Here is a 15314-nt window from a genome sequence, read left to right as displayed (position 1 = left end):
TCCCTAATGAGCATCGTTGATGTATATCCATTGTCACCGTTACAAAACGGTATCTTATACCACAGCCTTCGCGAAGAGGCTGCCAGCGTATACCTGTTACAATTTTCCTACAACCTGGAAGGCTATCTGGAGCCGGCCCTGGTAGAAGAAGCTTTTAATGAGCTATTCAGGCGGCACGATATCCTGCGTACTGCTTTTAACTACGATGATCTCAAGAAGCCCGTTCAGCTGGTGTTACGTGAAAGGCAGATCGAGTTTAACCAGGAAGACCTCCGATCATTATCTCATGAAGAACAGCTGGACCATATTCGTCATTTCAGGCAGTTAGACCAGGCCAGAGGATTTGATCTCAGGAAGGATGTGCTGATGAGGGTAGCCTTGTTAAGACTGCAGGACCAGCAATATGAGATGATCTGGAGCTTTCATCATATCCTGATGGATGGATGGTGTATGAGTATCCTGATCCATGAATTGCTGGCTATTTATCATAGTTTGCTGGGAAAGAGCAGACATAACCTGCCGCCGGTCACTCCATACAGACGGTATATACAATGGTTGGAAGAGCAGAACAGTCAACGGGCCCTGGAATACTGGAATCAATATCTGGAAGGTTTTGAAACAGCCACGCCGCTAAAGAAACAGGGAAAACAGCCAGGTTTTTTACAGCAGGAGGAGATCGTAATACTGGATAGGCAACTAACAGATCGCCTGGTACAATATACCGGGAAATTAGGCGTGACATTGAACGCGTTGATACAGACTGCCTGGGGTGTATTGCTGGGCAGGTATAATAATACCGGGGATGTCGTCTTTGGTACGATCGTTTCCGGCAGACCTCCAGGCATTGCCGGAATTGAGACCATGATAGGCCTATTTATCAATGCGATACCTGTACGGGTAAAATTTGACAGCAATGATACCTTTGCGGCAATCGCAGCGCAGGTGCATGGTGATGGCGTAGCAGGCATTAACTATCACTTTAGCCAGCTGGCAGATATTCAGTCATTAACCCCAATGGGTAACCAGCTGATAGATCATCTGCTCGTTTTTGAAAACTATCCCATTGAAGAACAGATTGAAGGGATCGTATTACAGCAACAGGCCACAGATGCTCATTCCTTCCAGGTGGAAAATATCAATATCTATGAGCATTCCAATTATGATCTGAGCCTGGTGATCGTACCGGGAAAAGCGTTGATGTTTAAATTCCGGTATAACAGTTTTGCCTATCCCGCTCCATATATCAAAAAACTGGCTGCTCATTTCACTACTATCCTTGAACAGATTAGTCATGAGCCGGATGTGCATACCGGACAATTGGAAATATTGACGGACAAAGAAAAGGCGGAATTACTGCGAATAGGGAAAGGTACCCTGAGTATGGTTCCGGAACCCGCCACCTTTGTTACCATGTTTGAAAGTATGGTGACTAAAGTACCTGCGCAGCCTGCAGTAAGATGGGATAAAGGTGTACTGACATACAGCGAGCTAAATGAAAAGGCAAATATTGCGGCGCATACCTTACAACATAAATATGGATTGAAAAAAGGAGACCTGGTAGCTTTGATAATAGAACGGTCTGAATGGTCTGTTATCAGTATACTGGCCATACTGAAAGCCGGAGGTGTATATGTTCCCATTGACGTGGGCTATCCTGCACAACGTATCCGCGATATATTAGCGCATACAGATGTAAACCTGTTGATCACTGATTCTTCAGCATTATTCACGGTGATGGAATATTATCATCGGTCACTGGTAGCTATTGATATAGAGCTGAATGAATGGGAAGCGAAGACCGATAATCTTCCTGTGGTAAGTGCTCCTCAGGATCTTTCTTATATCATTTATACTTCCGGTTCTACCGGCAAGCCTAATGGCGTCATGATCACCCATGAAGGGCAGGTAAACATGTTCAGGTCACAAATGGAATTGTTTAGCCCGGGCCCGGATGATCATATCCTGCAATTTGCTTCATTATCTTTTGATGCTTCCGTGTGGGAGATCACTATGGCATTGTTATCCGGCGCTACGTTGGAGCTGATCACAAAAGATAAGATCAACAACGCCGTTGAATTTATCAGATATATTAACCAGCAGCAGGTGACCATCGCTACATTACCGCCGGTATATGTAAAAAGCATAGCGATCCACGAGGCCACAACTTTACGCATTCTGATCACGGCAGGAGAGGAAGCCTATCCGGAAGACGTAATGAAGTACGCTGTACAATTCAGGTATTTTAATGCCTACGGTCCTTCCGAATATTCCGTGTGTATCAGCGCCTATGAGCTTGCGGCAGGAAAGAAGGTGAGCCACATCGTACCAATAGGCAATGCTTTGCTTAACACCAGCATATATATCCTCGATAATCATCTCCGCCTGGTACCTGAAGGTATGCCGGGAGAAATATGCGTGAGCGGAAAAGGAATTTCAAAAGGATATCTGTATAACCAGGAATTAACGGATGTCCGCTTTGTACCATCTCCTTTTGAAGATGGTGAAAAACTATATCGTACAGGAGATTATGGCAGATGGAATGAAGATCATCAACTTGAATTCCTGGGACGAAAGGATGCACAGGTAAAGATCCGTGGCCACCGGGTAGAAGTGGGAGAGGTCATTAATAAGCTGAAAGCCCTGGAGATACTTCAGGATGCGGTGGTTATTACAGATAAGGACCACACTACAGGTACTACCGTGTTGAAAGCTTATTATGTGGCGCCAGAACCTGTCAGCGAATTTTTAATAAGAGAGGAACTGGCTGCTGTGCTGCCTGATTATATGATCCCTTCCTTCTTCACCTGGATCGAAAAGATACCCCTGAACAATAATGGAAAGCTGGATAAAAAGCTGCTGCCGGAAACAGGTCAGCCCACCGGTCAGCAGGAAACAATAACAGATCAGGATGAAAAGGAACTGGCTGCCATCTGGAGTGAGATCCTGGGTGTTCCAGTTGTCAGCAGTCAGCAGCATTTTTTCCATATGGGGGGGCACTCTTTAAAAGTGATCCAATTGATATCGAGGGTGCAAAAGCAGTTTTCCATTTATATGGACCTGAAAGATGTATTTGAGCATCCTGTGTTAAAACAACAGATAGCATTTATTCGCAAAATGCAGCAGGGGGGATTTGAGAATATCAACGTATTACCAGAGCAGCCATACTATCCCATCTCACACGCCCAGAAAAGGCTTTGGATATTACAACAGCTGGAGAAAGACAGTACTGCCTACAACATTCCCCATGCTTATCGTATTGCAAGCGCCGTGAACAGGTTTGCCCTCGAAAAGGCATTTGCTTATATGGTGAAAAGACATGAAGTGCTGCGTACGGTTATCCACAAGGTGGAAAATGAACCTGTACAAGTGGTCCAGGCTCCGGGATACTTCCAGCCAGTGACGCATTTTGAGGACCTGTCTGATAGTGACCAGCCACTGAAAACAGCTAAGGCGATCGCTTCCCGCGAGGGAAGCCGGGTATTCGATATGGAAGAAGGACCGCTCTTCTATTTTAAGATCCTGCAGTTGGGAAAAGAAGATCATGTACTAGTATTAAACTTCCATCACATCATCATGGATGGCTGGTCTATGGACATCTTTGTACGCGAGCTGCTGGATGCTTATACTGCTTACTGTAATGGTATGGAGACAAGTCATGCACCGCTTCGCGTACAATATAAAGAGTATGCAGCCTGGCAAAATAAACAGCTGGGAGGAGCCCTGTTAAAGGAACACCGGAAATTCTGGATGGACGTCTTCAAAACAGGTGTACCCCGCCTGCAATTACCTTTGGACCATCCGCGTCCGGCAGAGCGTTCTTCTGAAGGAAAATGGATGTCTTTCCGGCTGGAAGAGGATGCTAGCCGCGCAGTAGATGCCTGGTTAAAGGAAAAAGATATTACCATGTTTATGGGAGTAAGGGCGATCGTACAACTGCTCTTATATTTTTATACCGGACAAACTGATATCGTAACAGGTTCCCCGGTGGCAGGAAGAAATCATATTGACCTCGAGCATGTACTCGGGTTCATGGTCAATATCCTGCCTGTTCGGGTGGGCGGAGCCGCGGAGAATACTTTTGATCAGTTGCTGGCTGATGTAAAGAAAGCAGTGCTGGATAGTTTCCGTTACCAGTTATACCCGTTTGATCAACTGGTGGAAGATCTTGCCGCGCCTGTGCCTCCGGGGCATTCTCCTGTATTTGATGTAATGGTGACATTACAACATAGCAACGACATACCAGACGGACAGGGACAGGAACTGGTATTAACAGAACTGGATGCCGGGTATGCTGTCAGTAAATATGATATCTCCTTCATCTTCACGAAAGATGCGCAGGGTATTACTGTGTCCATCGAGTATGCCTCTACGCTGTTTAATGAGTCCCGTATCCATTTGATGCAGGAATATCTGAAGAAGATAATGTTGACTCTCCCTGAAGCCGGCCATGAGACTTTACTCTCACTGAAGCAATCCATCATGGGAAAAGCTATCAGGGAAAAAGCAAGGAAGGACCTGTTTTTCGACCTCAATTAATGCTTATAATGTTATGATAAATACGGAAAGAGATATTCACCTCAGTTTGCTGACAGCACTGGAAAAGGTGCATGATCGCTATTATGAAATAACAGCGCCTGCAGACAGGATCTCATTATTACTGGATACCTGCAATAAGGCGGTCAGTAGTATGGACCCGGTCATAGGTAGTAATCTCCAAAGGATCATTGGTCACTATATGCAGACTGCATCCGTGGATTATGAATGGCTGATAGGTTTCCTGTTGGGAAGGATCAATAATCCCATCGATCGGAAAATGATGGAACGGGAGAACAGGGATGATTTTGACGGGAAGTACCAGACCCTTACCAGTGCTATCTTAAGCCAGTATGAGCTGCCCGAAGAAGTCAGTGTTGAAAGATATGAAGGGGCCAATCGTTATAACCCAAGCCCCGTTGTAGCAGTAAAGATAGCGCTGGCAAAGCTGGCAAAATATGGTGTTCGTTTTAGTGACTTTGTATTTATAGACGTTGGCAGCGGAATGGGAAGAGTCCTCCTGCAGGCAGCAGATCATCCGTTTCACAGGATCATCGGAATAGAACTATCCGCGCATCTGCATAACATCGCCTTGTCTAATATAGCAGTCTATCAGCCTCCGGAAATGCAATGCCGTGATATTACCTCACAATGTGTTAATGCGCTCGAATTTGATTTTCCGGAAAAAGACATGGTATTATACTTCTGGCTTCCTTTTGACGAAAATATAGCTGTTGCCTTTTTCAATCGCCTGGAAAGCTTTGCAAAGCAACATCAGGTGAGGATAGTATTGATCTTCCTTGAAGTCTATTATGAATGTGTAGGGAAATCTGCCTTCTTCAGCAAGAGGGAGTCTTTCCAGGTGCCGGTTACGACTGTTAACGAGCACTCTTTCTTCTCAATGACCATTTTCTCCAACTTTTGATCTAAGCCTGTAGGTATGGAATTACAATTGCAAATTGAACAGGCCAGGGAATACTGGCTTTCGAAATTCTCTGAACTGGAAGAAGCCGGGGTTGTTTTTACCGGAGGAAAACAGGGCAATGGCCCCGTAAAAACTTATCATTGCCAGCTAAGCCCGGAGCTGTCCCTGCAAATTGATAAAGTATCAAGAAAAGATCCTGCCGCCATATTTCTGGTGATGCTGGCAGGATTGTATGTGACCGGCAGGTGTTATATGTCGCAGGAAACGCTGATCGTATCCACTTCTTCCTGTATACTGGAAGAGGAGTCGGGTGATGTGGATGGCTTATGTCTGTTGAAGCTCGTCGCCGCGCCTGAGAGTAAATTAAGCGACCTGTTGACCATGTGTAAAGAAGAGCTTTACAGTGCGTTGGATTTCAAAGTAGAAAATATGCAGGATGTGCTGGGTCAGACCACCCGGCAGCATGCTGCAGATGCCCTTAAAATATGGAACATCGGATTGGTGCTGGATGCCTTTAATCATCAGGCAGACATCACAGGTGTATCTAATATTTTCAGGGTATATAGAGAGGATGAAGGTTTTCATATTGAAGTATCGGGTGATAACGGCCATACAGACAGGTTTATGCAGGGGTTTCTGCAGCAATGGGTGTTCCTGCTGGAGAAGATGTTGTCTGATCCCCGGGAAACATTAAATAACCTGATCGCATTACGGCCGGAAGAAACAGCCTATTTGCTGGCAATGGCACATGCAAGCACTGTGCAGCCAGCCTTTAATAACATTCCGGACTTTATCATAAAGCAATTGCGGATGTATCCGCACAAGGTGGCAATTGTATATGAGGAGCAGCATTTGACAAACGAAGAACTGGATCATTATTCAGATAATGTAGCATGCTGGCTGAGAGAAGAGCATGCCGTAAAAGCAGGGGATAGGGTAGGCGTGCTGATGAAGCGTTCAGAATGGATGCCCGTGATACTATTGGGTATCTTAAGATCGGGCGCATGTTATGTACCTATTGATCCGGATTATCCTGCTCAGCGTGTCAATTACATCCTTAACGATTCCAGGCCCGTGCTGCTTATTGCCGGAGAGCGGGAAACAGCAGGCAGGCCAGCTCTTTCCTGTAAAGTACAATCTCTTGAAGTGCTAAAAGATATTATCCGCGCACGTACACCATCTGCAGGCACTTCTCATATAATGCCGGATAACCTGGCATACATTATTTATACTTCCGGTAGTACCGGCGAGCCGAAAGGTGTCATGATCACGCATTATAATGCGGCTGTATTTATTGAATGGGCTTTGCATGAATTTGGCAGCACACCATTTGAGATCACCTTTGCGGGTACTTCCTATTGTTTTGATCTCTCTGTCTTTGAGCTGTTCTTTACACTGGCGGCAGGAAAAACGGTACGTATACTCGATTCCTCGCTGCAGATACCCGATTATTTGCAACAGGATGATAAGATACTGCTGAATACTGTACCTTCTGTGATCGTTGAATTGCTGCATGCAGATGTTGCTTTTGATACGGTAGTGGCTGTTAATATGGCCGGAGAACCATTGCCCTTATTCATTAAAGAGAAACTGGACTGTGATCGCCTGGAGGTCCGCAATCTGTACGGGCCTTCCGAAGACACTACATATACCACTGTATACAGGCTTCGCTCTTCAGATAAAAGCATCTCGATCGGAAGACCTGTCGCTAATACGGATATTTATATGCTGGACGACCATGGCCGTTTGTTGCCACATGGTGTGGTTGGGGAGATATGCATTTCCGGAGATGGTCTTGCAGACGGGTATCTGTTCCGTGAAGCACTGACGAAAGAAAAGTTTGTACAGAACCCTTTTTATCCTGGAAAGCGGATGTACAGAACAGGAGATCTTGGTAGGTGGGAAGAGGATGGGAATATCACCTATATGGGAAGAAAGGATCACCAGGTGAAGATCAGGGGATACCGGATCGAACTGGGGGAGGTAGAAGCCGCCTTAAGTAAATGTGAAGGTGTAAAGGTGGCGCTGGTGATTGCCTGTAAAGATGAGGAAGGCAAGCAATTTCTGGTGGCTTATGTTACCGGGGAGGACCTGCTGGAATCGTCATTGCTCAGGATGCAGTTGTCGGCGATGCTGCCGGAGTTTATGATCCCGGCCACAATCATTGTGCTGCAACGTTTCCCGCTTACACCCAATGGTAAGATTGATCGGAAGGCATTACCCGATCCTTTGCAGATAAATGGGCAGGATAACTCATTCGCGCCGCCTGCTACACCGCAGGAACATACGTTGCTGGAGATCTGGCAGGATGTGCTGAAAAAGAAGACAATTGGCGTACTTGACAATTTCTTTGCCATCGGTGGAGATTCTCTAAAAGCGACGCGTTTGGTTTACCAGGTATACAAACGCCTTCACCTGGACATTACGATCAGGCATGTATTCGACCATCCTACTATCAGAACACTTGCCTCGTTGTTGCGCAACCTGGAGAGAAAAGAGTATATGCCGATAACACAGGTAGCTGAAACTACATTATACGAATTATCGCCATCCCAGAAAGCTATCTGGATCGAAGATTATCTGAATGATGGGCAATTGAGCTCTTTTAACATTCCACGAGCTGTTTTTGTGGATGATATTGATCCGGTCATATTTGCAAAGGCTTTTCGCATGGTGGTAGAGCGTCATGAAACCCTGCGTACGAATATTGTGATCATAGACGGAGAGCCCTGGCAGCAGGTGTGCCCGGTTGAGGCATGTACTAATCAAATGCATTTTGAAGATCTGCGGCATGACATTCCGGAAAAGGATGCCTATCTGCAAATGATCGCAAAAGAAGCGGCTATGCAACCTTTCCGCCTGGATAGTGATCCATTGATCACGGCAGCTTTATGGCAGGTGACTGATACGCGATTCCTCTTTTTGATGAACATTCATCATATCATTTCGGATGGATGGTCACTTGAAATACTCATGTCAGAGTTGCTGGGTAATTATTCCCTATTAAAGGAAAAAGGGATGGTAAAGCGAAAGCCATTACCAATACAGTATAGAGATTATATCGCCTGGCTTTATGAGCAGATCTCCCTGGATAAGATGGGCCGGCATATGGAATACTGGATGAATTGTTTCCGGGAACTTCCGCCACCACTCAACTTTTTATCAGATATCGAGAGGGGGGAGCGGAGATTGTATCGTGGCAGAACTGTTGCAATACTGATCGACAAGCCCACTACTACCCGCATCCACCAGCTGGCTCTTAAAAATGGCGCTTCTCTGTTTATGACGCTGTTGTCTGTCATGAAGGCACTGCTTTTCAGATATACAGGCAGGGAAGATATGGTGATAGGTACACCGGTAGCAGGCAGGGATCATCCTGATACTGAAGAGCTGATTGGCCTTTTTGTCCATAATGTGCTGATCCGTACAAAGTTTTCGGGAAATGAGAGTTTCCTGGACCTGTTACAGAAAGTGAAGGAAAGTACCATGGATGCATTTGAGCACCAGGTATGTCCGGTGGAACAAATACTGGAAGGGCTGAATATAGAAAGAAAGGTCAACCAGAATCCCCTGTACGATGTAATGGTTGTATTGCAGAATGCGGATATCACTTTGCAGCAGGAACCGGTAGAACAAGGTGTTGAAATACAGTCTTACCATGTAGGTGCAGACGTAAGCCAGGTAGACCTGCTGGTGAATTTTACAGAAGAAGCAGTAGGTGTCAGGGCGGAATTCCAGTATGATGCTGATCTGTTCAGGGCTGAATGGATGGAAGCCTTTGTTCGTCACTTTGAAAATCTGCTGCAGGCTGTTATTGCAGATCCTTCCGTGCCTTTATATGCATTCCCGATATTAATGCAGGATGAACAGCAAAGGATCGCCGCCTTTGAGGAGGCGGCAGCTGTTGCAAATAGTCACAGGGTAGCAGACGGATATATGCAGTTACTTCCAATGGGGGTAAGAGGTAATCTATATGCCAGGGCTGCCGATAGTGAACAATGGATGCCTACCGGCGAGCTGGCATACTGGAAAACAGACGGCACTTTAGTTAATCTTGGAAAAGGAGGTGATAATGTCAGGGCGTCTTTAAAAAAGACCGCTCCTGCGAAATTGAAAACGTTTAATGATACACTGGATACGAAAGACGAGGTCGTGCAGATACTTCAGCAGATGTGGAAGGAGATATTAAAGCATGATGGCTTCGGGATCAATGATAACTTCTTCCTGATCGGCGGCCATTCTCTCAAGGCTTTCAGGATGCTGTCGCTGGTAGAGCGTCAATTCAAAGTAAAGCTCAAACTGATGGATGTGTTTATGGCTCCAACCATCCGCCAGCTGGCTGTCGTTATCAGACAGCATGGAAAGAACAGGTTAGCAGATGCGATTGCTCCCGTTGAAGAGCAATCCAGGTATATGGCCGATAACCGCCAGAAGAAGATTTATACCAGGATCCAGTTTGCATGGTCGCCCAGACCCTATAATGTAACCGGGTCTTTCACATTACAGCACATAGATGCTGGATTGTTTGCAGAAACAGTACGGGAATTGATGCGCAGGCATGAAGCTTTGCGGACAAGCTTCGTTTTTGAGGATGGCGATCTTTACCAGGTGGCGCATGCTGCTGCTGACCCTTTGCCGGTTACGTACCTTGATTTTGTCAATATGGAAAACAGGGATGCGCTGCTGGATGAGCTGTTTGCTGAATATCGCGATCATCCATTTGACCTCCACCGGCCATACCTGTGGAAGATAGCACTGGTAAGGATGAGTGAAGCATTATACACGATCATATTATCTGTGCAGCATGCCATTGGCGACGGCGGATCATTGCAGATACTGTCAGATGATTTTAATACCATCTATGAGCAGTTGGAGCAGGGTATACAGATCAGGCAGGAAAAAGGCAGGATACAATTGAAGGATTATTGCGCATGGCAAAATAAACGCTTACAGGAAGAAGGAGAGGCGTTGACATCATACTGGCAACAACAATTGTACCCTTATATCAATAGCCATAGAGGGTATCGTAAGGAGATGGAGACAACAATGGACCAGCATTTTGTACCGCTGACCACTGTACAAAAGAACTTCATCTTCGGGAAGGTAAGCACTGCCCGGCCGTTTACAGGCAGTATGTATACTTCCTTACTGCCAGCTGCAGACTGGCAGACGCTGACTACATTAGCGGCATCTTTAAACAGTGGATATTTCAATGTATTGACTGCCGCTTTATTTGCCTGGTTAGCGCGTTTTACCAACGAACAACAACTGGTGATCGGCGCTCCTGTATCTTACCGCCAACGTGAAGAACTGACAGGCATGATGGGATACCTGGTTGAGATCATGCTGATACCTGTAGCCATCACGCCAGGCATCACCTTTGGAGAGCTGGTGAATAAGACAAGGGCGGTGGCACAGGAGTCAGGTGACCATCTCTATCCCTTCGAGCAGCTACTGGACAAGCTGGACCTGCCACTATCTGCGATCGGTAAAGTATTGCTGCATCTGAGGAACCTGGACCTGACAACGAATAATGAATTCCCTGCTGAAAAGATAGGACAGCATACAGGCAATGCCGCTCCGCAGTTTGAGCTGAATATGAAATGCGACCTGTTTAAGAACGGGCTGGTGATCAATTGTGAATACTGGCCGGAAAAGTATGACAGCAGCTATATTCAGACTTTTACGGAAGGATATATTATCCTCTTACAGCAGCTGGTACATCACCCCGACACAGTTATTATTCCACTTACCTGAACACTTTATAAGCATGACCATTTTTTGTTTCCCGTTTGCAGGGGGAAGTAAACATTCCTTCAGAGGATATCAGCCATACGTGCCTCCCGGTGTGCACCTCGTACCATTAGAATTGCCGGGGAGAGGTGCCAGGATCATGGAACCTCTCATAGATGACCTTCATTTAATGGTAGAAGATATTATGCGGCAGATAAAAAGTGATCTGAATAAGAGCTATTCTTTATATGGACATAGTATGGGAGCCTTGCTGGTCTATCTGGTAGCGCATCGCATTCAACAGGAGGGCTACCATCCACCCCGTCATCTCTTTCTTACAGGTTGCCGTGCACCTGTTACACTAAAAAAAGACAGGACTACCCATCAGTTGCCCGCAGACGAATTCTGGAAAAAAATCGAAGACCTGGGTGGCTTACCGGATGGAATAGTCAAGGACCGCACATTTATGGAATATTTTGAACCGATCCTCAGGTCCGATTTTAAAGCAGTGGAAACATTTGTGTATAACCCGGTAGCCCCGCTGTCTGTTCCGATTTCAGTAATAGTGGGTACAGAAGAAAACATGACAGATGATGACCTGGAAGGCTGGAAGCAGGAAACAACAGCAGCTGTAAAGATCAGAAAACTGCCAGGCAATCATTTTTTCATTTTTCAGCATGAGCGGGAGATCATGAGACAGATCACGCATGAACTGGGAATAGTGCTTTCGGAGATTTAATCCTTAAAATCATTTCGGTAATGGAGTTTTTTAAGTTGCTTTTCAAGCGATCCAAGTTCTTCTATATTTCTATCGCATTGCTGGGAATCATCAACGCTTTATTGAATATAGGATTACTGTTGCTCATCAATAACGCAATCAGTGGTAGTCATACTTTTGCATTCCAGCAATATGAATGGGCAGGTTTCCTTTTGCTCGTCCTTTTGTCTGCGGTCTGTAGCAGGGTCTTTCAGGTACAGATGATCAAACTTACTACACAGGTTAATTTTGACTTTGAGCTGAATATCCTGCAAAAGGTACAGCGTGCCGCTTATCCTGATGTTGTAAAGCTGGGGAATGAACGGATCATCACGGCAGTAAATGATGTACGTACACTAGTGAACCTTCCTGAAGTATCAATGAATGCTATTAATGCAGCCATTACGATGTGCTGTTGTTTTGTATACCTGTTTTATATTTCATGGGCGGGGGCATTACTTATCATGGGATTAATGGTGTCCCTACTTATATTTTATCTGATCAGGAACAGGAAGATCGAGAAAGACCTGAATGAGGTTCGTAGTTTACAGAACCATTATTATCGTTACCTGGGCGATCTGTTAATGGGGTTTAAGGAGATCAAAACCGATGTTATCAGGACAAGGAACATTTATTCCCGGTTCTTTTTAAAGAACCGTTCTGAAGCCAGGGCACTCACTAAAAAGTCCAGCATCAGGTATGCCACCAATGAGCTGATAGGTACCTATAGCTGGTACATTGTAATAGGTGTAATACTGTTTGCCATTCCCCTGGTAGTCAAAACAGACGCGAAACTGATCAGCGCTTTTCTTATCACTATCCTGTACATGATAGGTCCGGTAGCGATACTCGTCACCCTGATACCCACTTATACGAATGTGCGGATAGCCTTGAAAAGGTTGACAGAGTTTAACCGGATCGTTAATAATCAGTTGCCGGATAATGCATGGGCAGAAGAAGGCATGATACAGGGACAAAAAGAATTCTCCTCTATTTCTTTCCGTAACGTCACGTATGCCTATAAGGATGCAAAAAGTGATGTCTCCTTTGGCCTGGGGCCTTTGAACCTTGATATTCAAAGGGGAGAGATCGTTTTTATCAAAGGCGGGAATGGTAGTGGAAAGACCACTTTTGTCAACATCCTCACTGGCCTATATGCACCACATGCAGGTAGCATTTATCTGAACGGAGCGCTTTTACCTGCTGGCGATAGTGCAGCTACCAGACAGCTTATCGCAGCTGTATTTGCCAGCCCTTATCTATTTACAGAGAATTATAATGACTATGATATACGTCCGGAAAACCAGTTCCTGCAGATCTTATTACGACAGCTTGACCTGAGTGAAAAAGCCCGGTTTGAAAATAATACGATCAGCCCACATTTATCCAAAGGACAACAGAAAAGACTGGCACTGATCATGGCACTACTGGAAGACAAGCCTGTGCTGGTACTGGACGAATGGGCGGCGGACCAGGACCCTGCTTACAGGAGGTTCTTTTACGATCAGTTATTGCCCGAGCTGCAGCGTAAAGGGAAAACAGTCATCGCCATCACCCATGATGATCAATATTACCACTGTTGTAACCGCCTTGTCCGTTTTGATTACGGGAAGGTAACAGAAATACAGATCATCAGGGAAGAACCATTGTTACAAACCATTTAATAAAGTAAATATTCATTTTTAAATACTGAAGTCTATGAATGAGAATCCAATGTATTTGTTGCCAAATGTGATCCTGGAACCCCTGTTTGACCGCTGGTATGCCTGGAGCCATTTGATTTCGCCAGCAACAGCTGCCATGAACATTACCGGCAGGCATCTTAAGATCATGAACTCGTATATACAGGCGCCTCAGATACATGCGGCTGCCGTGAAGAACCCTAAAATGCGTGGGGGCCCGTTCATGGATCTGGGTGGTGGAAGAGTGGACGAAGTGAAGGCATTACGCGATAGGACACTAACTGAACACAAAGAACTGGTGGAGCTTTCAGATGCCCTGAAGGAGTTGGATCAATTGCTGATAACCAAAGCGAAGGGATTTACCCTGCAACCATTGTACAGAGAGATCCCTGAAATACTGAAAGGGTATGTAGAACTGGTGTACGACCTCAATAACCAGCCTGCCTATAGGATCTTTGAATCGCTGTTGTATAAGAGTAAATATTATAAGCCTTCAGCGCAGAGTATTGCTATCAGTATTACAAATAATGACGAGCGTCCTTTTGTATTAAGTACCCCTCGTCTGAACGAGCCCGGCGTAATTCATCTGGATATTCCTTTTAAAGATAGTGCGATTGATAAATTGTCCAGGATGAAGCGCGAGGCTGGCTCTGTATCAGAAATTGCGAAGTTGTTGGGTGTGAAAGAAGAGGATATGCCATTGTTCTCTACTTTCTTCACAGATACACCTCCTCAGCCATATAAACCTTACACGGGCAATAAGGTAAGGATGCGTTATTTCGGGCACGCCTGCATCCTGGTTGAGACGAAGGATGTAAGCATCCTGATCGATCCGGTGGTGAGCTATTATGGTTATCCCCAGGAAGTAGACCGCTTCTCTGATATGGATCTCCCTGAGCATATCGATTATGTGCTGATCACTCATAACCACCAGGACCATATCTTGTTTGAAACCCTGCTGCCATTGAGGCATAAGATCGGCAACATCGTGGTACCCCGTACATCTAGCGGTTCCTTGCAGGATCCAAACCTTCGCTATATGTTCAATTCGATTGGGTTTAATAATGTGATCGAGATCGAGGATATGCAAACCATCCGTTTCCATGATTGCAGTATCACCGGGCTTCCGTTTATCGGCGAACATGGTGACCTGAACATCCAGACAAAGATCTGCCACCATGTAAAGCTGGGCGCTTTTACGATGTTGTTTATGGCAGATTCCTGCAATGTATCGTCAGAACTATATAAGCACATTCATGATGCAGTAGGCGACGTGGATGTAATATTCCTGGGAATGGAATGTGAGGGCGCTCCGCTGACCTGGTTATATGGCCCGCTTATGACCAAAGAATTGAACAGGGATATGGATCAGACACGTCGCTTTGCCGGATCAGATTTTGAACAGGGCAGGGCGCTGGTAGAGATATTCCATCCTTCTGAGATGTATGTATATGCAATGGGACAGGAACCCTGGCTGGAATTTATCAGCAGCATAAAATATACGCCTGAGTCACACCCGATTGTACAATCCAATAAACTCGTTGAATATTGCGCTGGTGTAGGCGTTATTGCAGAGCGTTTATTTGGCGAAAAGGAGATATTATATAGTAAAGTGAAAGAAAACGCTACAGCGCTGTAAAAAAGGTCCCTGCTCCTGCGGTTACAGACGGGGAGCAGGGAATTG

General features: G+C 45.5%; 6 protein-coding genes. All 6 read left to right on the top strand.

Annotated elements, in window-relative coordinates:
* The first annotated feature begins 6 nt into the window (after nt 1-6).
* Genes BLR32_RS29755 through BLR32_RS29730 form a run of 6 tightly spaced genes read left to right on the top strand, consistent with a single transcriptional unit; the run spans nt 7 to nt 15269 of the window.
* Nucleotides 7-4536: a non-ribosomal peptide synthetase gene (locus BLR32_RS29755; RefSeq protein WP_089837579.1), complete on the top strand. Its 4530-nt coding sequence runs from the start codon at nt 7-9 to the stop codon at nt 4534-4536.
* 13 nt (nt 4537-4549) lie between these two features.
* Nucleotides 4550-5458 carry a class I SAM-dependent methyltransferase gene (locus BLR32_RS29750; RefSeq protein WP_089837577.1) on the top strand — a complete coding sequence of 303 codons (909 nt, stop codon included), beginning with the start codon at nt 4550-4552 and terminating at the stop codon, nt 5456-5458.
* A 15-nt stretch (nt 5459-5473) separates the two neighbouring features.
* Nucleotides 5474-11215 (top strand): non-ribosomal peptide synthetase, encoded by a 5742-nt coding sequence (locus tag BLR32_RS29745; protein WP_089837575.1) that lies wholly within the window; start codon nt 5474-5476, stop codon nt 11213-11215.
* Between the two features lie 13 nt (nt 11216-11228).
* Nucleotides 11229-11930: a thioesterase II family protein gene (locus BLR32_RS29740; RefSeq protein ID WP_176842476.1), complete on the top strand. Its 702-nt coding sequence runs from the start codon at nt 11229-11231 to the stop codon at nt 11928-11930.
* Between the two features lie 20 nt (nt 11931-11950).
* Complete coding sequence (locus BLR32_RS29735; protein ID WP_089837571.1) at nt 11951-13612, top strand: cyclic peptide export ABC transporter; 1662 nt, start codon at nt 11951-11953, stop codon at nt 13610-13612.
* Nucleotides 13613-13646: 34 nt separating this feature from the next.
* On the top strand, nt 13647-15269 hold the full coding sequence (locus BLR32_RS29730; RefSeq protein ID WP_089837569.1) for an MBL fold metallo-hydrolase: 1623 nt from the start codon (nt 13647-13649) through the stop codon (nt 15267-15269).
* The last annotated feature ends 45 nt before the right edge of the window (nt 15270-15314 follow it).

Source organism: Chitinophaga filiformis (assembly GCF_900102545.1).
In the GTDB taxonomy this organism is placed as follows: domain Bacteria; phylum Bacteroidota; class Bacteroidia; order Chitinophagales; family Chitinophagaceae; genus Chitinophaga; species Chitinophaga filiformis.
This window is presented reverse-complemented; position numbering and strand designations above follow the sequence as displayed.